The organism is Bernardetia sp. ABR2-2B (assembly GCF_037126435.1).
GTDB lineage: Bacteria > Bacteroidota > Bacteroidia > Cytophagales > Bernardetiaceae > Bernardetia.
Genome location: NZ_CP147020.1, coordinates 3,326,853 through 3,353,120, shown reverse-complemented (window position 1 = coordinate 3,353,120; position 26,268 = coordinate 3,326,853). Strand labels below are relative to the sequence as shown.

The window sequence follows — 26,268 nt, the reverse complement described above, 5'->3', positions numbered from 1 at the left end:
AAAGAGCTTAGAAATTTATTTTTTTAATTTATTTTTTGTTTTTTTGATAAAAAATAAATCATTCCAATAGCTAATTTTTTATTACATAGTGAAAATAATATCTGCGTTTTATATAATTGCTCTACTTTCTATTGTACTTTCCTTTAGTGCTTGTAACACTAAAACTACTTATGAAACTATCAAAACTGACCAAAAATATTCTCTTGATTTGCCTACCTACCTACAACCAGCAAATGATTTGAATGATGATGCCACACTTCAGTATCAAAATTTGATAAAAGAATTTTATGTAGTAGTCATAGAAGACAGTAAAGAGGACTACAATCAAATGCTTGAAATGTCCGATACAACAGGAACAAATTCTAATAAATTTGAAAGCTTTTCTAAATTATTTTCAGATAGTTATGAGCAAAACCTCAATCTAACAATAGATAAAAATCCCACAGACTTCAAAATAGGAAGCCTTTCTGCCAAAACATTTAGTATGACTGGAACATTAGAAGAATCAGAAATTTATTATCATTTTACACTTATAGACGGAAAAGATACTTATTATCAAGTTTTGCAATGGACACTTGCTGGTAGAAAAGAATCTTATAAAGGCGAAATGGATAAAATTATAAAGTCATTTAAAGAACTATAAAATGACTAACTTTGTGTACATAAAATCTAACAAAAAACTGAATTATGAACCAAGTTATAGAAATAAAAAATGATTATTCTTTAGAACTGCCTAACTTTCTGACTACCACAGATTCACTCAATCCAAATGCCTCTTTACAATATCAAAATATCAATAAAGAGTTTTTTGTAATTGTGATAGAAGAAGATAAGAAAGAGTTTACTAGAAAAATAGTAGAAAATAATGCAGAAGAAGTCTATCCTCCCAACTTGAAAGGCTATACAGATATTATCAATCATTCTATTGGAGAAACGATAAAAATTAGCGCACGTACCGAAATTGAAGATTTAGAAATCAATGGTTTAGCTGCCAAAAATTTTACTATCGAAGGACAAACAGCAGACAAAATAGCTGTTTATTATAGCTTTACAATCATAAAAGGAAAAGATAATTATTATCAAATTGCTCAATGGACTGCCAAAAACCAAAAGGCTCTTTTTCAGAAACAGATGCTTGATATTGCAAAATCATTTAAGCAGTTGTAAAATTTTATGTCATACTCTAAGACTACAAAATGAAAATAATAGTAATAGCTTTACTAGTTTCTCTGTGTACTACTTTTAGTTTTGCACAATCAGAAAGTGCTACTAGTTATATTGATAAAGCAAACGAAAAAATTGAGAAAAAGGAATATAAAGAAGCTTTAGATATACTAAGTTTTGCTATTAGTGAAATGCCTGATTCTATGAACCTTTACAGTATGAGAGGATCACTCTTCCAAGCTTTCAAATTGTATGATAAAGCTATTTTAGATTATTCTTTAGGTATAGAAAAAGCTTATAATCTAAAAAATAAAGCTTTTTTCTTATCAAATAGAGGTGAAATGAAGGTTTATATTATGGATTACGAAGGCGCATATAATGACTTTATTCAAGCTATTGAAACAGATTCTACCAATCTTGATGCGTTAAATAATTTAGCAGCAGTTTGTGATGAGGTAAACAAACCTAATGAAACTCTAAAATACCTGAATCAAGTAATTAAAGTTGATTCTAATTATGTCCCAGCTTATGTAAATATAGGATTCAAATATCAAGTTATGGGCAAGTATCAAGAATCTATTAAGTTTTTTGACAAAGCTATAAAACTAGCTCCTAACAAGCCATTAGGATATAGTAATAGAAGTTATAGCAAATTCAAAATAGGAGACATAAAAGAGGCATTAGAAGACGTTAATTATTCTATTGAACTATTTCCTACTAACTCTTATGCTTATAAAATCAGAGCTTTGATTCTGATAGAAAAAAATAAGCTAAAGAAAGCCTGTGCTGATCTAAAGATAGCTAAAGAATTAGGGTATGCTAATCAATATGGGAATGAAGTCGCTGAACTGAAAGCTAAATATTGTAAGTAACTGAATTTGACCCCACGAATAAATTCGTGAGTTTTATTTTTTATTTAGATAACCTAAATTCGACTCTGCGATTTTTCGCTCTTCCCTTGTCATTAAAATTATCAGCAATTGGTTTTTGAGAACCAAAACCTTCAAAACTTACTCTACTTTTATCAATTCCTAAAGAAACGAGTTGTTCAGAGACAGTTTTTGCTCGGTTTTTTGAAAGCCCTAAATTATAATCTGCTTTTCCTGTGTTGTCTGTGTGTCCTTCAATTTTTACTTTCAATGTTGGGTTTTCTTTCAAAATTTCGAAAAGGCGTTGTATTTCGGGTAGAGAAGTTTCTTGCAGCGCATAACTATCAATATCAAAAAATAGATTATTTAACCTAACTGTTGTTTGCTCATTTATGAGTTCAGATATTTTATAAATTTCTAGGCTTTGACTGGTGTTTATAATTGTTGGATTGCCTTTCATTCCTGTTTTACTCGTTTCATTACTACTACCATTTTCTACTTGATTTGCGTTTCCATTCTGATTGATAGAAATATTTTGAGAAGTAGAGAACGAGCCTTCTTGTTTTGCATACATTCCAATTTTAGAAGAAGCAGAGTTTGAAAGATTATTTGATAATAAATTACTTGAAATCTGAACTTGAAAAGAACCATCTTTTGCGTTACTTTGCGTCGTCGAAATAATTTTTCCTGTCGCTAAATCTTCTACAAAAATTTGTGTCTGAATTCCTTTTCCATTCTTATCAACAAGTTGCCCTGTAATAATTGTAGGTGGTAAAACTGGCTCTGGGCGAAAACGCTCTGGCACTTCAAAACGATAAATGTCATAATTGGTCTTGTAAGAATTGTTCTGATTTTGACTTTCTGTTTCAGTATTTTTATCAGTGTTCTTTAAAACAATAAAAGCAAATTCTCCAGAACTACCCATATAAAAACCATCCAAAAATGGTGTGTTGATGCTTTTTCCTAAGTTTACAGGTTCAGACCATTCTGTCCAAGAATTTGGATTTAAGCGTTTTGACATAAAAATATCTCCACTTCCAATTCCATAATGTCCGTCCGAAACAAAGTAAAGCGTTTTCATATCTGGATGTAAAAAAGGCTGTGTTTCGGCAAAAGGCGTATTGATAACCTCTCCCAAATTTATCGGCTCGTTCCATTCTCCAGTTTCCCTATTTTTCTCGCTTACAAAAATATCAATATTAAACTCCTCTCTTCCATGAAAATACAAACGGTCTTTGGGAGCTTTTGGTAAATGATTTCCTACTACACCCTCTCTATCCGACGAAAAAACAACAGCATTTCCATCCACCGAAAAGCTCAAACCTGCTTCATAATTTGGCGTATTGACAGGAAAAGGAAAGGCTTTTATACGTCCCCAAGTAGGAGAATTTGAATTATTTTTATCGTTTTTTGTCTTTCGTTCTGCAAAAAATAAATCTCCGTTTCCTAATTTGTTATTTTGTTGTCGTAACTCAATTTTATAAGCATCCAGACTTCCATAATTTCCAAATAAAACAAGTGTATTTCCATCAAAACTAACACTTTGAGGAACTTCATGCGTGTTTGTGTTTACACCATTAGGCAAACGGATAGCTTTTGAATATTTACCGTTTTCAAACATTGAGTAATAAACATCTTGCCCTGTTCCTAAATCCATTCTACAAAAGTAAAGTCCTTCATTTCCATACGCATCTAAAAAAGGAACTGGTGCAGTTTCGTAACCCTCTGTATTAACACCTTGCCCTAAATTTTTTAAGTTTAGATTGTCTTCTTTTTGATTCAAAAGAGCAATTATATTATCAAAATCATCTTTTTTGCCGAAATCCTTGTTTACAAATAAAGGCTTAAATTTCTGATAAACTGCACTTGCATCACTCCATTTTTTATCTGCAATCAACGGACTAGCCAACTTCTGAACAGCTACAAAGGCAAGTTGATGAGGTGCAAATTCTTTTATAAAACTTTCATATAAATCACAATTAATGCAAGTTTCGTCTTCATAAATTACTCCTTTATAATGCAGATTCAGTTTACAAAAAAGCTGTAAAACGGTCATATTTTTTGTCTTAGCAAAGGCTTCTAATTTTTTGTATTCTTCTTTGTTTTTGTAGCCATATTCAGGAAAATTCCAATCTGCACCATAAAACTCTGGAATAATATTTCTTAGTTCGTTTTCGGTATAATCTTCCAAAATACAATCACAATATTTTTCATACAAATAGCCATTTCCTGTTCCTCTAGCACGTAAATCTGGAATGGTAATAAACTCTTTCAATAGACTTCTACGAGCATTTCTGATTCCTTCATACGGACGAGTTTTTTTATAAGTTTCCAAAAAATCAGTTGCTTGTAAGACCAAAATATGACGCAAAGCCTGTGTCGTATCTGCATTTTCTGGGCGATTGTAAGGAGGCGTAAGTGGCAAACGCTGAAAAGGAACATAATAAAAAGCATCTACAATCAAATTTGAGGCTGCCGTTGCGATGCCTTCTTTGAGATTAAAAACATCTTTAAAATTGCCTATTCCTTCCGAAATGAGCTTGTTTTTGTCTGATTCTGACAACGCTCTATAATTTTCTAAGGCTTGAGAAGCCAAATTATAAGCGTGTTTTAGTGTATCGTGTTGAGATTGAAAGTTTTTGAAACGTAAATCTTCGGTTTTGGTTTCGACGACTTTATTTGAGTTGTGAAGTAAAAGCGTAGCATAAGCACGATTGTAAAGCAAAGCCGTATTTTGAGGTTCTTGCTGTAGTAATCCATCAAAAATAGAAATCGCCTTTGGGTAATTTTTGGATTGAAGGTTTTGTAATCCTTTTTTTAGCGTATTTTCATTTTGAGAAAATACAGAAGTCTGAAAAAATAAGCAGAAAGAAAATACAAGTAAAAAAAAACGCATATAGATTTTGTGTTTTAGATGATTCTGTTTCTAAATTACTCAAAATTAATGCTAGTTGTTTGATTGCTAATTATTAAAACTTTTACAGTCCTTTCAGAAGGCTGTCAATAGTTCTATTGCAAACTATTGTCAGAGTTATTTTGGATTACCAAAAACTACTGACAAAGTTTTATATTTGCTAACATTTAAAATAAAATATATGAATGATTTCAAGTTAATTATTAGTATAGATTTCTACATAGAACCTAATACATTAGGATTTATTGTTGCAAATGAAGTCTTAAATTCAACAAGTACCAAAAAGAAAATGGGTTTGATTACAAATCAAATTTATAACTCTATTGAGAAATCTGCTATTAATACTGATAATCTAACACAGAACGCAGTAAATTTTATAAACAAACTCATTTTTCTTTTAGAAGATAAAAAATTTGCAATAAATATCTCTAAATTAAATTCTGAACTGCCTACAATCAATATCACGTTACATTTTGAAGGTAAAAACTTATCACAAAAGTTAGAAAAATTTTTAGACAAGATTATTCTTAATTATAATCAGTTGGAGCAATATGGTTTATCTCAAGAAATCGGAGAAATAGATTTGATGTTATGGAACTATTATAATGATAGCATTTTACTCTCCAAAACAGTTTTAGATAGAATACTATTTCTTCACAAAGGATTTCCATCTTTATCTACCAACTCTTCTAGTAATGATTGTCAGGTAGAAATCCCTAATGAATATTGTAATTATGACCAACTAATATTTTCAGATGTAGCTTCAAATGAAGAAATGAATAGTATAATTGCTTTATGGAAAGAAAAAAGTAAAAATAAATATTCTTCTAATCAGCAATGGAACAAGAATATAGAAAAAAAGAAGTTGATACTTAGTTTAGGAATTAACGATTATATGAATTATACAGATTATTGTGTCTTGTTTTCTGATTTAATAAAATTCTCAAACCACCTTAAAAATAAGTTTACAATTACTTTTGGTGTTTATCATTATGCCTATGATGGAGGAGAAATAGGTTCTGAAACACTTTTAGAGCTTATAAAAAATGATATTAGCTTGTTGCTAACTAAAAGTTTGTTTCCTCCATCATCAAATGTTGTCTAAAACTCTACTTTTCTATAAAAATCTGTAAATAAAATTTCTAGCTTCATACTTCAATAGTGTTGTTAATGAAAAAAAGGCTATTCATCATACGATAAAAGCCTTTTTTTTATTAAAACAATAAAACAAAATTCAGTTATTTTCTTCCTCTACGGGGTTTGCGAGATTTATTTGAACTGACATAATTATCTTCTTCTGTTTCCATCAATAAATCTATTGTTCTCTTTTCCATATCTACTCCTTTTACTCGTACTTCTACTTTATTTCCGAGTGTATATGTTTTATTAGACTTACGACCAACTACTCGCTGATTCTTTGGTTCATATTCAAAGTAATCTCCTTTCAAATCTGATAAGCGAATCATTCCTTCACAGGCTGTTGAGGTAATTTCTACATAAAGTCCCCATTCTGTTACGCCTGTAACCATTCCTTCGAAAACTTCTCCGATATGAGCAGACATAAATTCGGCTTGTTTGAAGCGAATAGAAGCACGTTCTGCATCAGAAGCACGTTTTTCCATATCTGAAGAATGACGAGCCATACTTTCATATTTTTCTGGATTGACAGATTTAATATTTTTCTTCAAGTATTTTTCTATCAGGCGATGCGCCATCATATCAGGATAGCGACGAATAGGCGATGTAAAGTGAGAGTAATGCTCAAAGGCAAGTCCGAAGTGTCCTGTTGCCTTTGTCGTATAAATTGCCTTTGCCATCGAACGAATAGCCAATGATTGAAGTGTTTCGTATTCGGGTTTGCCTTCTGTTTCTTGTACAAGTTTGGCTAAAGAAGCTGCAAAGTGTTCGGGTTCGACGTTTATATCATATCCAAAGCTTTTTGCCATTGCTTTCAAATTTGCCAATTTATCTGGGTCTGGATCGTCGTGTACACGATAAATCATCGTATTCTTTTCTTTTCCATTTTTATAGCGATACACAAATTCGGCTACACTTTTATTTGCTAAAAGCATAAATTCCTCTACCAGTTTATGAGCATCTTTTCTGACTTTTGGAATGACACCTAAAGGCTTTCCATTCTCGTCTAACTTAAATTTTACCTCTTGTGTTTCGAAACTAATTGCTCCGTGTTTGAATCGTTTGGCTTGTAGTTTTTTTGCAAGGTCATTGAGTACATTTATTTCATCTGCATAGTCGCCTTCTTTTGTTTCGATGCGCTCTTGTGCTTCTTCATATGTAAAACGACGGTCTGAATAAATGACTGTTTTGCCATACCAACGTTTGTGTACGCTTCCGTGTTTGTCTAATTCAAATACAGCCGAAAAAGCTAGTTTTTCTTCTTGTGGACGCAGAGAACATAGATTATTTGAAATTCTTTCTGGAAGCATCGGAACAACTCTATCTACCAAATAAACCGAAGTTGCACGTTTTTGAGCTTCTTTTTCTAATAAGGTATTCGGACGAATATAATGCGTAACATCTGCAATATGAACGCCTATTTCGTAATTTCCGTTTGGCAAATAGGAAAGTGAAATGGCATCATCAAAATCTTTCGCATCGTGTGGGTCAATTGTAAAAGTAAGAATAGGACGGAAATCTCTACGTTTCTTAAATTCTTGAGGTGTTAAATCATCTTTTACTTCTTCTGCTTTCTTAATTAGCTTTTCATCAAAATCCATTGGTAAACCAAATTCTACCATAATAGCGTGAATTTCGGCTTCGTTTTCTCCTGCTTTTCCTAATATTTCAGTTACTTCTCCAACAGGATTTTTACCTTTCTCTTCTGTCCACTTTACAATCTTAACAACAACTTTATCATCATTGGTTGCTCCATTTAGATTATCTAAAGGAACAAAAATATCCATTTTGAGCTTTTTTGATTCTACAACTACAAAAGCAAAACGATTGAGTAGTTGTACGTTTCCGACAAATTCAGTTCTTCCACGCTCTATTATTTCTACAATTTCAGCTTCTGGATTTTTACCTTTTTGTTTTCCTGTCAGTCTAATCTTTACAGTGTCTCCTGTTATTGCTCCTTTTATTTTGTGTCCTCCCACCCAAGCATCTTCTTCTAGTCCATCACAAATAATATAAGCAGAATCACGCCCTAAATCTACAACTCCAATATGTTCATTTTTTTGTAGTTCATTAGCTGATTTTGCTTTATTTACGTCTTGTTTACTATCTACATCATTAGAAAGAACTTTTTTCTGTACAGGAATTTCTCTAACAGTTTCTTTGACTACCTCTTTTGAGGGTTGCTTCTGATTATTTTGATGTTGCTGTTTTTGAGTAGTAGAAGTTGTTTTGTTTTGAGGCTCTTGTTTTTTTTCCTCTTTTACTTCCTTTTTCGAAGTAGCATTATTTTCGGCAGAGGCAGTTTCTACAATTTCTCTTAAATTTTCTTTCTGTTCCTTTTCTGTCAAGCCAATTCTTTTGTATAGCTGACGAAGCGTAAAACTTTCAGATTTGCTTTTAGCAAGTGTTTCTATGAGTCCTGTGGCTAATTTCTGTATTTCTTCACGGTTCAAACGAGGATTTTTCTCGTTTTTGGTTTTCTTTTTCTTTGTCATTATAATAAAGTTAGAAGTTAGAAGTCAAAACTAAGAAGTAAACCAAAACTATTTGTTGTGATTTTTTTCAGTATCTTCTAATTTCGTAAGTGTTTTAAATTGTGTTTTTTGAATTAAAATATATAGTCTAAAAAATAATTGTTTTATTCTCTCTTTTTATATTATACGTATAGGAAATAAATAAAAATTTAAAAAATAAGTAGTTGCAAATTACATGAAATAATTGCGAATTGAAAATTATAACTATCTATCTACAAATGGCTAACCAATAAATGAGATAATAAAGTTCAAAAAAATGTTCAAACTATAAACTTGATTGATTAAATATTTTTTATTTGGAATACTACCTTCAATTCCGTTAATTTATAGATTATAACAGACAAAACAAGCAATAGTTTGTTTTGTCTTATTCTATTTCTCATTTAATATACAAAACACTTTATGGAATTTGATTTATCAAAAATTAAAATTGAAGAACTGGTAGTAACTTATGGTTTACAGGTTGTTTATGCTCTTGTTGCCCTTATTATTGGCTGGATAATCGTTGGTTTTATTAGTAGTCTTATCAAAAAAGCTCTAAAAAAAGGAGTTCCTGACCCAGCTCTCTCCAACTTTTTATCAAGTATAATAGGAGTTCTTTTAAAGGTTCTTTTATTTATTGTTGTGGCTTCTATTGTTGGAATTGATACTACTTCTTTTGCTGCCATTATCGGTGCTGCTGGTTTGGCGATAGGTCTTGCCTTGCAGGGGAGTTTGTCTAATTTTGCTGGAGGGGTTTTGATTATTCTTCTAAAACCTTACCGTATAGGAGAGTTTATTGAGGCTAAAGGAATGCTCGGAACGGTAAAAGAAATCCAAATTTTTTATACGCTTCTAAACACAACAGACAACAAACTCATTATTATTCCAAATGGAGAACTTTCAAACAGTCCAATTACTAACTATTCAAGAGAACCAATCAGAAGAGTAGATATTACTATCGGAATTGGTTATGGAGATGATATAAAAAAGGCAAAAGAAATTATGTCTAAATCTGCCAATGCTCACCCTCTTGTTTTGAAAGAAGGAGAGCAAAAAGCACCTTCAAATCCTATTATTGTAGTAACTAGTTTGGGAGATAGTTCGGTCAATATTGCTGTTCGTTCGTGGGCAAAAACACCTGATTATTGGGCTGTTCATAATGATTTGATTGAAGAATTAAAATACAAAATGGACGAAGCAGGTATCGAAATTCCTTTTCCTCAACGTACAGTTTGGATGAAAAATGATAATTAATAACAATTGCATTTAGTCTTTAAATATCTTTACTAGAATTATGCTAATAATGATTATTAAAATCATTGTTCCGTACATAAGTGGTTCTACGTAAAGATATTTTTTGTATTTCTGATACCATCTTTGAAATGATTTTTTGTTGTTTTTCATAATGAGTAGATTCTCTGTAAACTTCAAAGTAATTTCAAACAATATAAACAATCATTTATAATCCTACAATAAAATCAATTTAATGAATTTTACATCACAACTTTTAGAAAACTATTCTTTTTATAAAGAAAAACTACTTGTCTACCGACACTTCCAACCTGAAGAATTCAATGATATTTTAGAGGATATAATTAAAAAACAAAACTCTAATTTCGTCACAACAAAACTAGGAGAGTCAGCTCAAAAAAGACCTATTTATCATCTTACTTTTGGAACTGGAAAAACACCTGTTTTGCTTTGGTCGCAAATGCACGGAAATGAACCGACAGCAACACTAGCACTTTTGGATATTTTTCACTTTTTAGAAAACCCGTTTTCAGAAGAAGACAAAAAGCTAGTAGAAACACTCAAAAACTCCTTTACCTTGCATTTTATCCCTATTCTGAATCCAGACGGAACAGCACTTTTTACTCGTAGGACAGCACAGGGAATTGATATGAATAGAGATTTTGTGGAAAGACAAACGCCAGAAGCAAGGCTGCTTATTGATTTGGCTGCCAAAATAAAACCTCATTTTAGTTTTAATCTGCACGACCAACGCTCAAAATACTCTGTTGGAAAAGAACCTATTCCAACTACCCTTGCTTTCCTTGCTCCTGCTTTTGATAAAGAAACAACTATTAAAAAAGAAGGAATGAGACGACTTGAAGCAATGCAAGTAATTTCTTTGATGGCAGAAGGACTAGAAAAAGAACTAGGAGGGAAGATGGCAAAATATGATGATGAATTTGAACCTCGTGCCTTTGGAGATAATTTTCAAAAACTTGGCTACGGAACAATTCTGATAGAATCGGGTCATTATCCAAACGACTGGGAAAAGCAAGAAGTCAGAAAGTATAATTATGTGGCTATTTTGAATGGTCTTTTATCTGTTGCAAATGATTTACATAAAGATAAATCCATAGAAACCTACGAAAAATTACCGTTTAATGGAACGCAATTTTATGATGTCATTCTTAGAAATGTAGAAATAGAGTTTCCACAATTTGTGAAGTTTAGAGCTGATATTGCTTTTGAGAGAGAAACCAAGTTTGATACAAAAGAACATCAATATCTTTTTAAAAGTCAGATAGTCGATATGGGAGATTTATCGACTTTTTATGGACACGAAGAACACAATTTGGAGGATTACAGAATCATTATGCAAGACAAAAAAATAGAACTAGAGAGCAACCCAAACTTAGCTTTTGAAAATATAGGAAATCCCAAAAAACGACTTGTAGTTGTGAATGGTGTGGTTTCTGGATTGGTTTAGAGATTATTTTCTAAAAATGTTTTTGAAATGACACCATAAGTTTAGAGCTTCGCCTAACAAAAAACAAAATACAGCTAAAAGACAATTACCTAAAAGATACCAAAACAGCTTTGTGGTCAGAACCTTTAATGGGAAGTGTCTGTCTGTGTAGAATCTCAATATCATCTGAATGCCAAACGTGGTCTATTGGTGTCTGCATCAAAAAAGGAAAAGAAGTATTCCAAGTCGGTTGAAAGCCAAAACTTTCTTGTGAATCTTTTAAACCTGACCTTTTTAAAAACTTTTGGTAATCGGCAGAAAAAGGAGAGCAATTTAGATCACCTACTAAGAGTGTTTTAGGTTTTTTATTAACCATCAGCGAAACTTCTTGTAAGTAATTATTTCGTCTATCATACGCTTTTGAAGTAATTGGAGGAGTTGGGTGAGCTATCACAATTGAGATTTGATTTGTATTTTTTACCTCAATACAGGGCTGTCTCATTTTCTTTTGATTGATATAATAATTCAAATTAGGATCGTTCATTGAATATTTATTAGCTTCTAAACTCTTAGATTTATTATGAACAGAATCCAACGAAATAGCTTCAATAAAATTTGTTTTTGAATAAATGCCCATTCCAAAATTATCTTCTCTTACTTTCATATACTGATAGGAATACTGCTTTTCTATTTCTTCTAATTTAGTCTTCCATTTTTTATCTAACTCTATAATTACTACAAAATCAGCATTTGCATTTTTGATTGTTCTCTTTACATCTTCATAATTTGTATTCGAACTCAAAATATTCATCAAAAGTAATTTTTTGATAGTCTTATCGCTTTCTATTTCCTCAGCATATTCAACCTCACTTGGGCTTCCTAAAAACAGATACTGATAAGTCTGCGATTGTTTCCAATAAGAAGAAGAGTTATACAAAAACTGAGGAGAGTTGTTCCAATTGATTAATAATGTAGCTAATGGAAATACTAAAAATAATTGATTTATCTTTTTTTGATAAACAAAAACACTATAAACAATCATCAGAACCACACTTAAAACCGTCCAAAATATTCTAAAATGAGAAAATAAATCTCCCAACCAAAAAGGAAAAAGACTTAAAAGACTTGCCAAAAAAAATAGGAGAGGGGTAAGAAATAAGATTGCATTTTTAGACATTTTAGCGTATTATTTTAAAATTATAAACTAACTATACTTTATCATATGAAATCAAATATACCAAATAAAAATACTGTTTTTCCTTTAGAAAGCTACGAAAGACTTTGCTTTTTGAAAAATGTAATCAAAAATCCAAATATCATAGTTGGAGACTATACGTATTATGATGATTTTGAAGATGTCAATAACTTTGAGAAAAATGTAAAATATTTGTTTGACTTTAGTGGCGATAAGCTCATTATCGGAAAGTTTTGTATGATTGCCTCTGATGCAAAATTTATTATGAATGGTGCAAATCATCTCACAAAAGCAATCACTTCTTATCCTTTTGCTATTTTTGGAAAAGATTGGACTGGTGCAATGGACGGAAAAAAGTATCCCTACAAAGGAAATTTAGAAATTCAGAACGATGTTTGGATTGGTTATAATGCAACTATTATGGCAGGAATAAAAATAGGAAATGGAGCAATTATAGCAGCTAATTCGACTGTAACTAGCGATGTAGAACCGTATAGTATTGTGGGAGGAAATCCTGCAAAAGTTATCCGAAAACGATTTTCAGAAAATCAAATTGAGGAATTATTAAAGATAAAATGGTGGGACTGGAATATTGAAAAAATCACAGAAAACATAACCTTACTAACTGATGAGAATATAGATAAATTTATTACTCTGCATTCTTAAATATGGAAAATAATCGTATTTGTTGATACTCATATTTTAACCTGACCTTGATTAAAAATAAGTCCATTTCATTAGTAAACAAAAAAAGAGGCTTTAGATTGTACTTATTCTAAAACCTCTTTTTTTTATAAAAACCTTTCTCTAAAATTCAGCTAATGCTTCTTTGATTTTCTTTTCTCCACTATGCATCGTAATTACTTTCTTAGAGGTAGAATGATTATTGAGTAATTCTATAAGCGTATCAGCCACATCTTCGATAGAATTTTCGCCTGCGCTATCAATATTTATCTCTATTTTGCCTGTTCCCTTTTCTTCCTTTAATGCACTTGGTTGCAAAATAGTGTAATCTAAGTTTGTGTTTTTCATCAACCATTTGTCAGCATAATGTTTTGATACATAATAATCTACCATATTTTCTGGGATTTCGCTCCATTTCTCTGTATCTGTTGCAAAGACGGTACTAAGCATAATATAACGCTTGGCGTTCTTTTTTTCAGCAACTTCCATAGTCTTTATTGCGCCATGCAAGTCTGTTTGCAAAAGGTCTTCTCCCCTAGAGCCAGAAACAAAAAATACGGCATCTATATCGCTTGGAAACTGTTTTTCCATCTCTTCCACAGAAGAACTCAAGTTCAGTTCTATCTGCGAATAGTTTTTGTTATCAAAAAGTTTTTTGTCTTTTCGTGTTGTTCCCACTACGTGATGGTCTTTTGCTAAAAGTTTTTCTGTGAGTGAATTTCCTACTCTTCCACTTGCTCCAATAACTAATGTCTTCATTTTAGTATGATGTTTCTTTGATTAAAAAATGTGTACAATAAAACAAACAGTTCTTAGAGGGTATAGTTTTGTTTTTTATGAATCTTATTTTCAATCCAAAATAGTTTAAGAAGTTTTTTTTAAATTTTCTGAATTAAAAAGAAGAAAATATAGTTTTGATTAAAAGCCAATTATTCTAAAAAAATCAAAAATGTCTAACATCAACAACTACAAAACCATTCGTGCTACTTTTAATAAAGATACAATCATTGTCTATCAAGCCTATAATGATAAAATTGCTGATGAAGCGATTGAGTTACAAAAGTTTGGAAGCGAGTTTTCATTCAATCGAATGACGTGGATAAAACCTTCTTTTTTATGGCTTATGGAACGGAGTAACTGGGCAAATAAAGTCAATCAAAATCGAATATTGGAAATTCACCTCAAAAGAGATTTTTGGAACACATGTCTTAGATTAGCTATAGATACAGATAGTAGTAAATCAAATGGAAATGTAAAAGATGCTCAAATTTTGGTTCAATGGGACCCAGAACGCACACTTAGAGGAGCAAAACTGAATATTCGGAGTATTCAAATTGGAATAAGCCGAGATATGATAAACGAATACAATGAAAATATTGAAAAAATTATTGATGTAACAGAAAAAGTCAAAAAAATGTATTCTTTAAATCAGAATGGGAAATTTGATAAATCAAAACAACTATTGCCCAAAATAAAGGAATATAAAGTAGTATAAACTTAGAAGCAGAAAAGTTACTAGAATGAAACAGCAATCAATGAATTTGAATGTAAAGTGTGATTTGTCAGACGAAATTTGGGAAACTATTATTTCTGCAATCTATGAATCCATGGAAGGCTGGATAGGATTTGGCAAGAATGACCAAAATGACGGTATTCCTTATTGGTTTGGTATCGATGAAACACAAAAGCATATTTGGGCTTCTATCGAACCTAGTGGATTATTATTTGCAGGATTGATGAAGGACGATGAATGGGAACAATGGAAATTAGCAATAAAGAAAATAGCAACTCAAAAATTAGGTTTTAAGGTGGGCGAAACTGAATTAGGAGAAGTAGATTAATAAAAAAGTTCCTCTAATGTCTTCTATTTCCTTTATTTTCGCATAAAAACAGATGAAGACCTCAACTTTCTCTTAAAGTTTGTCTAAGGATTTGATTTTATTGAGATAAATCTTTTTCTTTGCATTCAGTTTACTCATTACAAAACTAAAAAAGACAAAAACATTATGTCAGATATTTCAGCACGCGTACAAAATATCATTGTTGAGAAATTAGCAGTTGAGCCTTCAGAAGTAACTCCTGAAGCAAGTTTTACAAACGACTTAGGAGCAGATTCTCTTGATACAGTAGAACTTATTATGGAATTTGAGAAAGAATTTAATGTTTCTATTCCAGATGACCAAGCAGAACATATTTCTACTGTAGGACAAGCAATTAAGTATTTGGAAGAACATTCAGCAAAAGCATAAGCAATTTACTTGTTTAGATATTTTTTGAATACAATCTATCAAAACTACGTTTTGAATCAATGAGAGATTAGATTTTAGAAAAAGTAAAACGAGAAATGAAATATTTTTTCTTTTCTTTTATCAAAAAAAGTCTTTTTTGATTTGGATTTGTACGAACCTACGGAGTAAATTTGTATTACTCGGTAGGTTTGTTTTTTTATAAATGAGTATATTTGAAAGTTAGTATTTGCATTTACTTCAAAAATACTACTGAGAAAAAATAAGAAATAGAAAATCCTTTAAAAGATGTATGAGAAATAATTAGATATTTATAGTCAATTATTTCTGATTTCTATAAAATATAACTTCTAAATTTACATACACACATTCTACCCAAACTATAATCTTTATGCAACTTAAACGAGTCGTAATTACAGGACTAGGAGCTATTACACCATTAGGAAACGATGTCAAAACGTTTTGGGACGCACTAGAAGCAGGAAAAAGTGGTTGCGATATGATTACTCATTTCGACACTACTAATTTCAAAACAAAATTTGCTTGTGAGGTCAAAGACTTTGATATTACAAAATACATGGACAAAAAAGAATCAAGAAGGCTTGATTTGTTTGCTCAATATGGAATGGGTGCAGCTTCTCAAGCCATGGACGACTCTGGATTAGAAGTAGGGAAAAATGTAGATGCAGACCGTGCAGGTGTAATTTGGGGGTCTGGAATCGGTGGAATACATACGTTCCAAAAAGAAGTAACAGATTTTAATAAAGGAACAGGCATTCCTCGCTTTAATCCTTTCTTTATCCCTAAAATGATTGTAGATATTGTTTCAGGACATATTTCTATCAAATACGGTTTACGAGGGCCTAATTTTGTAACCGTTTCAGCGTGTGCTTCTTCTACCAATGCGATTATTGATTCATTCAATTATATTCGTTTGGGACAAGCAGACGTAATTGTTTCGGGAGGAAGTGAGGCAGCAGTTATCGAATCTGGAGTAGGTGGTTTTAATGCTATGAAAGCCCTTTCTGAAAGAAATGATTCTCCACAAACAGCTTCAAGACCTTTTGACAAAAATCGTGATGGTTTTGTGATGGGAGAAGGTGGAATTTCTCTTGTTTTAGAAGAATTAGAACACGCAAAAGCACGAGGAGCAAAAATATACGGAGAAATAATAGGTGGTGGAATGTCGGCAGATGCACACCACATGACAGCACCACACCCAGAAGGTTTGGGAGCTGCCAACGTTATGAAAAATGCTCTCAAAGATGCAGAGATTAGTCCAGAAGATGTAGATTATGTAAATGTACACGGAACTTCTACACCTCTAGGCGACCCACAAGAACTAAAAGCAATTACGACTATTTTTGGAGAACATGCTTATAAATTAAATATTAGCTCAACCAAATCTATGACAGGACACTTATTAGGTGCAGCAGGTGCAATAGAAGCTTTGGCGTGTGTAATGGCACTAGAAAGACAAGTTGTTCCTCCTACAATTAACTTCGAAACACCTGATGAAGCCATTGACCAAAAATTGAATCTTACACTCAATAAAGCAGAAAAAAGAAAAATTGATGTCGTTTTGAGTAATACGTTTGGTTTTGGTGGACACAATGCTTCAATCGTAATGCGTCGTTATACGAATGATTAAAAAAGGTATAGCAAGTCTATAAGGATTTTCGAAACCTTATAGGTTTATAATATTAAACTATGAGTTGGATTGGTAAAATAGCTACAAAAGTTAGCAAATTTTCTCTTAATGAATCAGATAAAAGGCTCTATAATGCAATCACACGTATTATCGGAACATCGCCTACCAATCTTTCTATATACAAACTTGCGATGCAACACACTTCAGTTGCAAAAGAAAATAAAGACGGTTTTAAGGAAAGTAATGAGCGTTTAGAGTATTTGGGAGATGCTGTTTTGGGAAGTATTGTAGCACATTTTTTGTTCAAACGCTATCCTTATAAAAATGAAGGTTTCTTAACAGATATTCGTTCTAGAATTGTTAGTAGAGCTTCTTTGGGCGACCTTGCCAAGAAAATGGGACTAGACCAAATTATTGAAGTAGATAACAAACGAAAAAATGCTTATTCTCATAAATCTCTTTATGGAGATGCCATTGAAGCATTTATTGGAGCTGTTTATTTAGATAAAGGATTTCATTTTTGTCAAAAATTTATTGTAAGAAGAATTTTGCTTACTCATCTGGACTTACAAACCATTATAGAAACTGACAAAAACTACAAATCAAAACTTATAGAATGGGCGCAGAAAGAAAATAGAAATGTACAGTTTTCTATTTCGAAAGATAAATCTGAAAATAATACTCGTCAGTTTGTAGCACAAGTTTTATTAGATGAAAACCCCATCTCAACAGGAAATGGTTATACTAAGAAAAATGCTCAACAAGATGCAGCAAGAAGAGCTTGTGAAGAATTAGATATTGAGTAGCATTTTTGTTTTATATAATAATTTCTTTTAGCAAAAAAGGCTTTAAAAATAGTATTTCTGAAGCCTTTTTCATTTTTAATACAATGTCCTAGTAGCTAATAATATTCAAGTGCATATCACTTTCATCCATAAAATCCTCTCCTTCTATTCTCATATCATCATGGTCTTCCTTAGGATAATACCAATTAATCGTTATTTCTTTTCCCTCATCTTGAAATTCTTTAAGCAAACGAAACAAATCTAATAAAGCTCTTGAAGAACTTGTATTAAAATAAGAAAGTTTACAATCTAAAACGACTTTTTGATGAGTTTTAAAATACTCTTTAAACCAATTCATCATATTATCATAAAACTCAAAAGCATCTTCTAAATAAGACTCTCCTTCAATGAGACAGTGCTCTGTATCGGCATTAAAATTAATATGAGGCACAAAGTAAGCATCTTTTTTACTCTCTACTACTAAATTTTTACCATTTTCTGTGAACATAGTTTATATTTTAAATTGTGAAATATTTTATTTTTCAATAGTTGAAGAGATTATAAAGTATGAATTCTCCTCGTCTATTTTCTTTGACTCTACTTGTAAAGGGTGCTCTGATTTGAGTGCTACTTGTATAAGCCCAATATTACCACCTTTGTGTGCTTTGTTGCGTTCTAAACTTCTGACCTCTTTTTTTAAAGCCCTCAACTGCTCCGTACTAAGTCTGTTTATCTCTTCACACTTAGTAATAATCTCTTTTACTTTTGCTGTCGGAACAAGGTTACCAGCACTCAAAATGACTTCGGTTTCATTATTATGAATAACGACTGTCCCTACACCATTATTTTTTTTCTCTTGTTGTAAGTTTTTAATGTCTTTTTTTGTGTCTTGATCATAAAAGAAGTTAGACTCAGCAGAGTAATAAGAAATATTTTGTGCCAACTCAATAAAAACAGAAAAAAGTTTTGCACTCATACGTGGATTTTCAGTAAACCTAAGACGTAGCTGTAAGCTTATATTTGCTAAAATATCTTTATCAAAAGGTCCTTTGTAGTAGAGTACGGCACTTTGAGAATCTAAACGTGTATGATAATCGATCATAGTGGATGCACTTATTATATAAAAAAATAGATTATTAATAAAACAGGTTGCTTAGTAAGTATTTAGTTTTAAATTTTAAAGCCCAATACAGTAATATCATCTCGCTGTTCTGTTGTTTGCTGATGTTGAGCTAGACGTTTTTCGAGAATGTTTCTTTGTTCCTTTGCTGATAAACTTCCTACTTCTATCATGAGCTCTCTAAACCTTTTCTTTGAAAAGCTCTTTCTTTCCTTGTTAGCTTGATCTGCGTATCCGTCGGTAGCTAAAAAGACAGTATCATTTTTTTTGAGTATAACACTTTCTTGATTATAACTTCTATTGTCATCACCTCTCCTACCTCCACCAACGGAACGTCTATTGCCCTTGAGTTCGATGAGTTCTTTACTTCTAATGATGTATAAATTCTGTTTGACACCACCAAAGGTTAGTTGAGTTTGGTTATCTGATGTTTCCTCTAATAGACAAAGTGTTAAATCCATTCCATCATTATTTGCACCTTCTTTTTGATTGAGCTTCTTGACTACTCCTTTATGTAAATCTTGAAGTATAATATTCGGTTGTAAAATTCCTCTTTGATTAATAATCTCACTCAAAATATTAGAAGCAACTAAACTCATAAATGCCCCTGGAACGCCATGTCCTGTACAATCAATTACACCAACAAGTGTTTTGTTTTCATGTTTAGAAACCCAATAAAAATCTCCCGAAACGATGTCTTTTGGCTTATAAATAACAAAACTCTCAGGCAGAACTTCTTGGATTAATGTTTCTGAAGGCAATATTGCTTTTTGTATTGTTTCAGCATAACTAATACTTTTTGTGATTTGTCTATTACTAACTTCTAAAATATTTTTTTGATATTCTACTGCTTCTTGTGTGGTTTGTAGCTCTTCCATGTTTTGACGAAGTTCTTCCTCTTGTGTTTGCAAGGCATCATAACTTTCTCTTAACTTTATGTCTTGCGTTTTCATTTTTTGAAAAGCTTTTTTGAGTACAGCCTCATTAGAGGCAAGTTTTTCATTTTGTTTTTCTAAAGCTGTTTTTGATGCTTCTATCTGCAACTGTTTTTGCTCCATGGCTTCTTGTATAGTCTCTAACTCTTCCATATTTTGGCGTAACTCTTCTTCTTGAGTTTGTAAAGAATTAACACTTTCTTTCAACTGAAGCTCTTGCTCCTTCATTTTATGGAAAGTCTTTTTTAGCACTTCTTCATTGGCAGCTAATTTTTCATTTTGTTTTTTTACACGATATTGTTCTTTTAATTGCTGCTGCTGTTTGATGGTAATAGTGATAATGTCTCCTATTCCTTTGACAAATGCAATATCTTCATCTGTCCAGTTCTTATATTTCCCCTGTGTCTCACAACAAATAACACCTGCAAATTCTCCATCTACAAAATAAGGAACATCTAGCATAGAATTTATTTTAAGAGGAATAAGATAAGTATCCACAAACTCAACTAATGCAGGATGATTTTGAGAAAAGTCAGCAACAATATCTTTTTCAGCAACTAAATCAGCAAAGTAAGTAGGAACATCTTTCTGCATTATTTCTACACCTTTAGAAAAGGTAGCTGCATCTTTAGTGGTTTCATATTGTTTCTGAGCAATAATTTTGGCTTCATTAGTAGTATCATATTTCCAAATACCTACACGCTCTATATTTAGGTTTTTGGCAACTGATGTAGTTATTTCCTCGAAGGCTATATCTAGGTTACCTTTATGAATATCTTTGCTTTTATTTAGTTTTAGCAGAGCTTGACTATTTCTTTCTGAAATTTCACTTTTTTCTTTAATTTCCTTATTAATCTCTTGAATATAATCTCGCTGTGCTTCTAACTCTTCTAAGTTTTGGCGAAGTTCTTCTTCGGTAGTTTGTAATTGTTCTTGATTTATTTGAATTTGTAATTCTTGCTCTTTTCTATCTGTAATTAAATAACGAATAGATAAATAACTAATAATTTTACCTTCACTATTCAACATAGGATTAATAACAGTATCTACCCAATAAAAAGAACCATCTTTCGCTTTATTTTTCACTTCCTTACGCCATGTTTTTCTTCTTGCAATAGTTTGCCACATCTCTTGCCAAAACTCTTTAGGGTGATAACCCGAATTTACTATTCTATGGTCTTTGCCTAAAAGTTCTTTTTCATTGTATTTGGAGATACGACAAAACTCTTCATTTACCTTCGTAATTTTCCCTTCTTTGTCTGCAATGGAAATAATTGCACTCTTATCTAATGCTCCTATAATAGACTTTAGCTGTTGTTTTTCTTCTGTATCATCACGTAATACAACCTGTATCAAGTTTTTTCCATCTATTTTAATTTTAGATAAAAACACTTTTAAATCTATATATTCTCCTTTTATATTTTGGAAAACTAAATCAAATACGTCTTTACCCTCTAATAGACATTTATCCAAATGATGAGTTATTTCAGTGCTTTGAAATTCTTTTTGAGAGTGATTTGACAAAAAACCTACTATACTCTTATTTAGAATTTCTTTTTTATCGTTTACTTGAAATAGCACTTGAGCTAATTCATTACACATAAGGATAACTCCTTCTTGTAAAACAAGAATTGCATCTGGATAAGTTTTATAAAAAGATTTATATAGCTGTAATTCGTTTCCTGTTATATTTTGATTCATAAAAATAAAGTATAGTAGTAGTATAACACAAGTGGATATTTTATAATTTTAGATATTTAATATCCATTCTTTTGCCTCTTTGACATTATCAAAGTACTTCGTTGTGATTTGTTGTCCAACCTCTTCTTCCATTGCTTGTTCGATAGAAAGTTGTGCTAAAAACTCTGAACTCATCACGACAGCCAATTTATCAAAACCTACTTCCATAGCTGGAGCAAATATATTGATGTTCATCCACTCTTGTACTTCTGGACTTACTACAAAACCCAACTCTTTTATATTACCTAACACTTTTTCAGTTTTTTGCTCTAACATGAACTTGAGAAGTTCTACATGCTCGTTTTTATATTCTTCAGAAGTCATGTCTGCTGTTGTTGGTAGCCATGTTAGTTCTAATAATTTTTGCTCATCAGAAGAATCTATTTGCAGATAATCGCTTTGATATACGTTCATAAAAAGTAATAATAATGGTAAGTGCTTAAGTTATTTTGTCTTTGAAAAAGAGTAATTTTAGTATGTAAAAGTATTACTATCTTTTTTTCAATTTCAATATAAAAAAAAATCTACTACTATAAAACAACTCTCTATAAAAACACAGAAAAATTCGATAAAGAAAAAGGTTTTGAAAACCTCCTTTTCAAAACCTTTTTCTTTATTTTACAGCTAAACTATTAAAAGTCAATTAATTATCGTTTTTAATTCGCTCTTCCCTATTTACTAAATTCCAAGCAGTCGCAAAGACCAAACGAGTAATTTCTTGCATTTTGCCAAAGTGAATTTTATCTACTTCGTCGGTATGTTGGTGGTAATCTGCATGAACTCCATTAAAATAAAAAATAACAGGAATATCATGTTTTGCAAAATTATAGTGGTCTGAACGGTAATAATAACGATTTGGATCATCTTTGTCGTTGTAAGTATAATCTAATTTTACATTTGGTGCATACATTTTGGCACTTGCTTCACTAAGATTATGTAATTCTGTTGAAAGCATTGTCGAACCGATTATATAGACATAATTTGGGTCATCTTTGTGGTCTTTATCCATTCTTCCAATCATATCAATATTAAGATTTGAAACTGTATTTTTGAGAGGAAAAACAGGGTTTTCAGAATAATAACTAGAACCTAAAAGTCCTTTTTCTTCACCAGTAACTAGCATAAATAAGATACTTCTTCTTGAAGGATTTCCTTGCTTTTTGGCAAGTGCAAAAGCCTCAGCTAGTTCTAAAACTGCTGTTGTTCCAGAACCGTCATCATCTGCTCCATTATAGATTTTGCCATCAATAATTCCGATGTGGTCGTAGTGTGCCGTAATTACGATAAGTTCTTCTTTTTTATCTGTTCCTTCCAAAAAGCCCAATACGTTTTCAGTATCTACTTTTTCAATTTTGGTTTCAGAAGAAATTTTTGCTTGTGCTTCTTGAACTCCTTTGCCTTTTTTATTCCACTTTTTGAATACCTTCTTCCATTTTTTGTCTGTATAACCTAAAAGGTTTGGTAATTTATCAGTTGTAGAAAGTGCCATTAAAAACTCTGACTTATCCTCTTTTTCTTTACTTTCTGAAGAAGGAACACTCCATTTTGGATCTTTGAAATAGTGTCCGTAGTTATAGTCAAAATCTTTAAAATCTGACTTTTTAGAAACAAAAATAATTCCTTTTGCACCTTTTTCTTTTGCTAGTTTGCTCTTAAAACCCATTTGTAAATAAACAGATTTTCTAGCTTCTTTATTAGGAATTAGGCTCTCTTTACCTTTTGGCGTTCCTATCATAATTACAGCAATCTTATTTTTCACATCAATAGATTTATAAGAAGAATATCCATTACCACCTTCTTCTTCTAATCCATAACCTGCAAAGATAATATCGTGTTCTTCATCGTTTCTATCTCCTTGAAGAGGATTTACTACAATGATTTCATTTTGTGATAATTCGATTTCACCTGTCAGTGTTTCGATTCTAAACTCTGCTAATGAGGTCTTATTGAGTTCGAATTTTTGAAAGTAAGAACCATTTACTGGTGCAGTAAGTCCAAGTTCTTTAAAGCGATTTGCTATGTATTCGGCAGCCATTTTTTGTCCTTTTTCGCCTGTTTCTCTTCCTTCGTATTCATCAGAAGCCAAAACAGAAAGGTGTTTTTTCATGTCTGCTTCATCTATATATTTTAGATAACTGGTCAGCAAACTATCTTGCTGTTGAGCCTTTTGTTGGGCTTGAAGAACAGAAGAAGAAAAGATAATAAACAAAACTGAAAGTGCAATTTTGTGTGTAGTAGTTTTAAACATAAATATAAATTTAGAATTAATAAAGTTTAGAAATGAGTTTTGATTAAATTATTCTGAAAAATCAGTAGCGCAATTTAATCAATTATTACAAACTCATTTTGTCCATTATTTCAAAAAAGGGATATAGAGCGTAAAATATCAATCCTTTACCTAATAATAGCCGAAGAAATCATTTTTTTTGTAGAACTTAGAGGAAAAGCCTACTAGAATTTTTGGTTTTGATTTTTAATTCTGTACTATTCATTATGCAACGCTTTATAGATTATTTGGTGGTTTTTGCGATGAGCATGTTCAAATTTATTTTTGGCTGTGTGGGTGGTGCTGTGCGTGGTTTTTCGTACTTGGAAACTGTACTCATTACTGTTTTGGGAATGATGACAAGCGTAGTTATTTTTACTTTCTTTGGAATAGCAATACGAAAATGGTTTTATAGTAATTTTCGCAAAAAACGAAAAATATTTTCAAAAAATAGTCGTAGGATAGTAAAAATATGGCGTAAATACGGAATTATTGGAGTTGCATTTCTGACACCTATACTTTTTTCTCCCATTGCAGGAACTCTTATTGCTGTCTCATTTGGAGAAGACAAGAAACGCATCTTTTTTCACATGTTTTGGAGTGCTATCTTATGGGCAGCAATACTTTCCTATATTACTACCCAATTTGATATAGATTCAGCAAGAGAATTGAAGAATTACTTTTTTAAATAATAATTAGTAATTGGGAACTAGGACATGGGAATTGGAAAGTGAACGAGAATTAAAAGTGAAAAAATAATTTAATTCGCATTAACTCATTTCCTAATTCCTAACTCTCATGTCCCAATTCCTACTACTCCTCATTGCATTCATTCTACTTCTCTCAACTTCAAGATAAGGTCAGTTTTCAAGTCGTATAATCCTTTTTCTAAGCCAACAGGATAAGAGTGTGGATTTGTAAAACGTTTGATACTTCTATGTAATGTCTTTAATTCATCTTTTACTTTTGCTTGAATGGTTTGAAGGTCTGGCTTCTCATAAACACATTTTCCATCTTTAAAAATAGGCTTTAAAAGGTCTTTGTATTCTCCTTCTACGCTTGTCATTTTCTTACGACGAGTCATATCCATTGGGTCAATAATCGTCCAATTATCATTTGTCGGCTTATTTTCTTCATCAAAAATAGCATCTCCAATACATTCCCCATTTGCATAAAAACGACGAACTTGCTGAATTCCAGGAGTAGAAATCTTGATGGCTTGTTCGGATAACTTCACTTTATAATCCCAAGCTGTATTTTCTTTATTTCTAAGTGCAGATAATTTATAAACTCCTCCCAATGCTGGTTGGTCATAGGCAGTTACCATTTTTGTACCTACTCCCCAAACATTAATTTTGGCATCTTGCTGCTTCAAACTATCAATAATATGTTCGTCTAAATCATTACTTGCTACAATAGACGTTTCTGTAAAACCTGCCTCATCTAACAATTCTCTAGCTTTGATACTCAAATAAGAAAGGTCTCCAGAATCTAGGCGTATTCCTGCAAATTTATAGCCTTTTTCTTTTAGTTTATTTCCCGATTTAATAGCGTGTTTTACACCTTCAATTGTATCATACGTATCCACTAAAAAAATGCAATTATTTGGAAGAGCTTCGGCATAGGTTTCGAAAGCATCAATTTCAGATTCGAAGGACATTACCCAACTATGAGCGTGTGTTCCCTTTACAGGAATATCAAAAAGTTTTCCTGCCAAAACATTCGAAGTAGCAACACAACCTCCAATATATGCAGCACGACTAGCAGCCAAACCACCATCAATTCCTTGCGCTCTTCGAAGACCAAACTCCAAAACATCCTCTCCTCTAGCTGCCAAACAAATACGTGAAGATTTAGTAGCGATAAGAGATTGAAAATTTACCATATTTAAAAGCAGCGTTTCCAAAATTTGACATTGAATAAGTGAACCTTTAATGCGAATAAGTGGCTCTTGTGGAAAAACTACCGAACCTTCTTCTACTGCATCTACATCACACGTAAATTCAAGATTTTGAAGGTATTCTAAAAATTTTGGGTCAAAAAGTGCTTTGTCGTCATTTCCTTTTAAGGTAGAAAGATAGGCTACATCTTCATCAGAAATATTGAAGTTTTCCAAAAAATCAATAACATAGCTAAGTCCACACGCAATAGCATAACCTCCCTTGAATGGATTGCGACGGAAAAATAAATTAAAAACGGCTTCTCTTTCCGTCATTCCAGCTTTCCAATAGCCATATGCCATTGTAAGTTGGTACAAATCAGTTAGTAGAGTGAGGTTGCTACTGTATAAATTTCTAGTGATTTTCATAAAAAAGGGTTTAATAGGTAGTTTGGAAACTGTCTGCTAC

Annotated in this window: 23 protein-coding genes; 13 read left to right on the top strand and 10 right to left on the bottom strand. The window is 31.8% G+C overall.

The window, feature by feature from the left end; translation table 11 throughout:
• The first annotated feature begins 88 nt into the window (after positions 1-88).
• The 3 genes from WAF17_RS14215 to WAF17_RS14205 are packed head-to-tail and all read left to right on the top strand — an operon-like array spanning position 89 to position 2,036.
• Positions 89-643 carry a hypothetical protein gene (locus tag WAF17_RS14215; RefSeq protein WP_338760770.1) on the top strand — a complete coding sequence of 185 codons (555 nt, stop codon included), beginning with the start codon at positions 89-91 and terminating at the stop codon, positions 641-643.
• Positions 644-687: 44 nt separating this feature from the next.
• Positions 688-1,167 carry a hypothetical protein gene (locus WAF17_RS14210; protein ID WP_338760768.1) on the top strand — a complete coding sequence of 160 codons (480 nt, stop codon included), beginning with the start codon at positions 688-690 and terminating at the stop codon, positions 1,165-1,167.
• A 29-nt stretch (positions 1,168-1,196) separates the two neighbouring features.
• Positions 1,197-2,036: a tetratricopeptide repeat protein gene (locus WAF17_RS14205; protein ID WP_338760766.1), complete on the top strand. Its 840-nt coding sequence runs from the start codon at positions 1,197-1,199 to the stop codon at positions 2,034-2,036.
• A gap of 40 nt (positions 2,037-2,076) precedes the next feature.
• Here the strand turns inward: WAF17_RS14205 and WAF17_RS14200 are convergent, their stop codons facing one another.
• On the bottom strand, positions 2,077-4,929 hold the full coding sequence (locus WAF17_RS14200) for an OmpA family protein (RefSeq protein ID WP_338760763.1): 2,853 nt from the start codon (positions 4,927-4,929) through the stop codon (positions 2,077-2,079).
• A gap of 199 nt (positions 4,930-5,128) precedes the next feature.
• Between WAF17_RS14200 and WAF17_RS14195 the strand changes: the two genes are divergently transcribed.
• Positions 5,129-6,052, top strand: coding sequence for a hypothetical protein (locus tag WAF17_RS14195; RefSeq protein ID WP_338760761.1), 924 nt, complete (start codon positions 5,129-5,131; stop codon positions 6,050-6,052).
• A 133-nt stretch (positions 6,053-6,185) separates the two neighbouring features.
• Here the strand turns inward: WAF17_RS14195 and rnr are convergent, their stop codons facing one another.
• Positions 6,186-8,579, bottom strand: coding sequence for a ribonuclease R (rnr, locus tag WAF17_RS14190; RefSeq protein ID WP_338760759.1), 2,394 nt, complete (start codon positions 8,577-8,579; stop codon positions 6,186-6,188).
• A 441-nt stretch (positions 8,580-9,020) separates the two neighbouring features.
• Between rnr and WAF17_RS14185 the strand changes: the two genes are divergently transcribed.
• Both WAF17_RS14185 and WAF17_RS14180 read left to right on the top strand, forming a co-directional pair.
• Complete coding sequence (locus WAF17_RS14185) at positions 9,021-9,854, top strand: mechanosensitive ion channel domain-containing protein (protein ID WP_338760757.1); 834 nt, start codon at positions 9,021-9,023, stop codon at positions 9,852-9,854.
• A 232-nt stretch (positions 9,855-10,086) separates the two neighbouring features.
• Positions 10,087-11,319: a M14 family zinc carboxypeptidase gene (locus WAF17_RS14180; protein ID WP_338760755.1), complete on the top strand. Its 1,233-nt coding sequence runs from the start codon at positions 10,087-10,089 to the stop codon at positions 11,317-11,319.
• A gap of 85 nt (positions 11,320-11,404) precedes the next feature.
• Here the strand turns inward: WAF17_RS14180 and WAF17_RS14175 are convergent, their stop codons facing one another.
• A complete protein-coding gene (locus WAF17_RS14175) occupies positions 11,405-12,475 on the bottom strand; it encodes an endonuclease/exonuclease/phosphatase family protein (protein ID WP_338760753.1) in 1,071 nt (356 codons plus the stop codon).
• 45 nt (positions 12,476-12,520) lie between these two features.
• Here WAF17_RS14175 and WAF17_RS14170 point away from each other — a divergent pair, with 45 nt between their 5' ends.
• The gene (locus WAF17_RS14170; RefSeq protein ID WP_338760751.1) at positions 12,521-13,159 is read left to right on the top strand and encodes a CatB-related O-acetyltransferase; all 639 of its coding nucleotides are present in this window, start codon (positions 12,521-12,523) and stop codon (positions 13,157-13,159) included.
• Positions 13,160-13,300: 141 nt separating this feature from the next.
• Here the strand turns inward: WAF17_RS14170 and WAF17_RS14165 are convergent, their stop codons facing one another.
• Positions 13,301-13,936, bottom strand: a complete 636-nt coding sequence (locus WAF17_RS14165) for an NAD(P)H-binding protein (protein WP_338760748.1) — start codon at positions 13,934-13,936, stop codon at positions 13,301-13,303.
• 190 nt (positions 13,937-14,126) lie between these two features.
• On the opposite strand from WAF17_RS14165, the gene WAF17_RS14160 reads away from it, so the two are divergent.
• The 5 genes from WAF17_RS14160 to rnc all read left to right on the top strand — a co-directional run bounded on the left by WAF17_RS14160 (position 14,127) and on the right by rnc (position 17,880).
• Positions 14,127-14,672 carry a DUF4291 domain-containing protein gene (locus tag WAF17_RS14160; protein WP_338760745.1) on the top strand — a complete coding sequence of 182 codons (546 nt, stop codon included), beginning with the start codon at positions 14,127-14,129 and terminating at the stop codon, positions 14,670-14,672.
• A 25-nt stretch (positions 14,673-14,697) separates the two neighbouring features.
• Positions 14,698-15,018: a hypothetical protein gene (locus tag WAF17_RS14155; RefSeq protein ID WP_338760742.1), complete on the top strand. Its 321-nt coding sequence runs from the start codon at positions 14,698-14,700 to the stop codon at positions 15,016-15,018.
• A 165-nt stretch (positions 15,019-15,183) separates the two neighbouring features.
• Positions 15,184-15,426, top strand: coding sequence for an acyl carrier protein (locus WAF17_RS14150; RefSeq protein ID WP_338760739.1), 243 nt, complete (start codon positions 15,184-15,186; stop codon positions 15,424-15,426).
• A gap of 388 nt (positions 15,427-15,814) precedes the next feature.
• Complete coding sequence (gene fabF, locus WAF17_RS14145) at positions 15,815-17,074, top strand: beta-ketoacyl-ACP synthase II (RefSeq protein WP_338760736.1); 1,260 nt, start codon at positions 15,815-15,817, stop codon at positions 17,072-17,074.
• A gap of 59 nt (positions 17,075-17,133) precedes the next feature.
• On the top strand, positions 17,134-17,880 hold the full coding sequence (gene rnc, locus WAF17_RS14140; RefSeq protein ID WP_338760733.1) for a ribonuclease III: 747 nt from the start codon (positions 17,134-17,136) through the stop codon (positions 17,878-17,880).
• Positions 17,881-17,968: 88 nt separating this feature from the next.
• On the opposite strand, the gene WAF17_RS14135 is transcribed toward rnc, so the two are convergent.
• The 5 genes from WAF17_RS14135 to WAF17_RS14115 all read right to left on the bottom strand — a co-directional run bounded on the left by WAF17_RS14135 (position 17,969) and on the right by WAF17_RS14115 (position 23,902).
• Positions 17,969-18,367, bottom strand: a complete 399-nt coding sequence (locus WAF17_RS14135) for a DUF1987 domain-containing protein (RefSeq protein WP_338760730.1) — start codon at positions 18,365-18,367, stop codon at positions 17,969-17,971.
• Between the two features lie 27 nt (positions 18,368-18,394).
• Positions 18,395-18,961 (bottom strand): SiaB family protein kinase, encoded by a 567-nt coding sequence (locus WAF17_RS14130; RefSeq protein WP_338760727.1) that lies wholly within the window; start codon positions 18,959-18,961, stop codon positions 18,395-18,397.
• 68 nt (positions 18,962-19,029) lie between these two features.
• A complete protein-coding gene (locus WAF17_RS14125; RefSeq protein ID WP_338760724.1) occupies positions 19,030-21,615 on the bottom strand; it encodes a SpoIIE family protein phosphatase in 2,586 nt (861 codons plus the stop codon).
• Positions 21,616-21,663: 48 nt separating this feature from the next.
• Positions 21,664-22,068, bottom strand: coding sequence for a hypothetical protein (locus WAF17_RS14120; protein ID WP_338760721.1), 405 nt, complete (start codon positions 22,066-22,068; stop codon positions 21,664-21,666).
• A gap of 229 nt (positions 22,069-22,297) precedes the next feature.
• Positions 22,298-23,902, bottom strand: coding sequence for a M28 family peptidase (locus WAF17_RS14115; RefSeq protein WP_338760718.1), 1,605 nt, complete (start codon positions 23,900-23,902; stop codon positions 22,298-22,300).
• A 245-nt stretch (positions 23,903-24,147) separates the two neighbouring features.
• On the opposite strand from WAF17_RS14115, the gene WAF17_RS14110 reads away from it, so the two are divergent.
• On the top strand, positions 24,148-24,612 hold the full coding sequence (locus WAF17_RS14110; protein ID WP_338760715.1) for a hypothetical protein: 465 nt from the start codon (positions 24,148-24,150) through the stop codon (positions 24,610-24,612).
• 137 nt (positions 24,613-24,749) lie between these two features.
• Here WAF17_RS14110 and WAF17_RS14105 read toward each other — a convergent pair whose 3' ends face one another.
• Entirely contained in the window at positions 24,750-26,228 is a 1,479-nt protein-coding gene (locus WAF17_RS14105) for a nicotinate phosphoribosyltransferase (protein ID WP_338760711.1), read from the bottom strand.
• Positions 26,229-26,268 lie beyond the last annotated feature (40 nt).

Bases quoted from the DNA above. Each gene is read 5' to 3' on its own strand.
- WAF17_RS14110 (WP_338760715.1), top strand. From the start codon at position 24,148: ATGCAACGCTTTATAGATTATTTGGTGGTTTTTGCGATGAGCATGTTC.
- WAF17_RS14135 (WP_338760730.1), bottom strand. From the start codon at position 18,367: ATGTTCACAGAAAATGGTAAAAATTTAGTAGTAGAGAGTAAAAAAGAT.
- WAF17_RS14120 (WP_338760721.1), bottom strand. From the start codon at position 22,068: ATGAACGTATATCAAAGCGATTATCTGCAAATAGATTCTTCTGATGAG.
- WAF17_RS14185 (WP_338760757.1), top strand. From the start codon at position 9,021: ATGGAATTTGATTTATCAAAAATTAAAATTGAAGAACTGGTAGTAACT.
- fabF (WP_338760736.1), top strand. From the start codon at position 15,815: ATGCAACTTAAACGAGTCGTAATTACAGGACTAGGAGCTATTACACCA.
- WAF17_RS14130 (WP_338760727.1), bottom strand. From the start codon at position 18,961: ATGATCGATTATCATACACGTTTAGATTCTCAAAGTGCCGTACTCTAC.
- WAF17_RS14165 (WP_338760748.1), bottom strand. From the start codon at position 13,936: ATGAAGACATTAGTTATTGGAGCAAGTGGAAGAGTAGGAAATTCACTC.
- WAF17_RS14180 (WP_338760755.1), top strand. From the start codon at position 10,087: ATGAATTTTACATCACAACTTTTAGAAAACTATTCTTTTTATAAAGAA.
- WAF17_RS14195 (WP_338760761.1), top strand. From the start codon at position 5,129: ATGAATGATTTCAAGTTAATTATTAGTATAGATTTCTACATAGAACCT.
- WAF17_RS14210 (WP_338760768.1), top strand. From the start codon at position 688: ATGAACCAAGTTATAGAAATAAAAAATGATTATTCTTTAGAACTGCCT.
- WAF17_RS14125 (WP_338760724.1), bottom strand. From the start codon at position 21,615: ATGAATCAAAATATAACAGGAAACGAATTACAGCTATATAAATCTTTT.
- WAF17_RS14170 (WP_338760751.1), top strand. From the start codon at position 12,521: ATGAAATCAAATATACCAAATAAAAATACTGTTTTTCCTTTAGAAAGC.
- WAF17_RS14155 (WP_338760742.1), top strand. From the start codon at position 14,698: ATGAAACAGCAATCAATGAATTTGAATGTAAAGTGTGATTTGTCAGAC.
- WAF17_RS14175 (WP_338760753.1), bottom strand. From the start codon at position 12,475: ATGTCTAAAAATGCAATCTTATTTCTTACCCCTCTCCTATTTTTTTTG.
- WAF17_RS14105 (WP_338760711.1), bottom strand. From the start codon at position 26,228: ATGAAAATCACTAGAAATTTATACAGTAGCAACCTCACTCTACTAACT.
- WAF17_RS14115 (WP_338760718.1), bottom strand. From the start codon at position 23,902: ATGTTTAAAACTACTACACACAAAATTGCACTTTCAGTTTTGTTTATT.
- rnc (WP_338760733.1), top strand. From the start codon at position 17,134: ATGAGTTGGATTGGTAAAATAGCTACAAAAGTTAGCAAATTTTCTCTT.
- WAF17_RS14200 (WP_338760763.1), bottom strand. From the start codon at position 4,929: ATGCGTTTTTTTTTACTTGTATTTTCTTTCTGCTTATTTTTTCAGACT.
- WAF17_RS14160 (WP_338760745.1), top strand. From the start codon at position 14,127: ATGTCTAACATCAACAACTACAAAACCATTCGTGCTACTTTTAATAAA.
- WAF17_RS14205 (WP_338760766.1), top strand. From the start codon at position 1,197: ATGAAAATAATAGTAATAGCTTTACTAGTTTCTCTGTGTACTACTTTT.
- WAF17_RS14150 (WP_338760739.1), top strand. From the start codon at position 15,184: ATGTCAGATATTTCAGCACGCGTACAAAATATCATTGTTGAGAAATTA.
- rnr (WP_338760759.1), bottom strand. From the start codon at position 8,579: ATGACAAAGAAAAAGAAAACCAAAAACGAGAAAAATCCTCGTTTGAAC.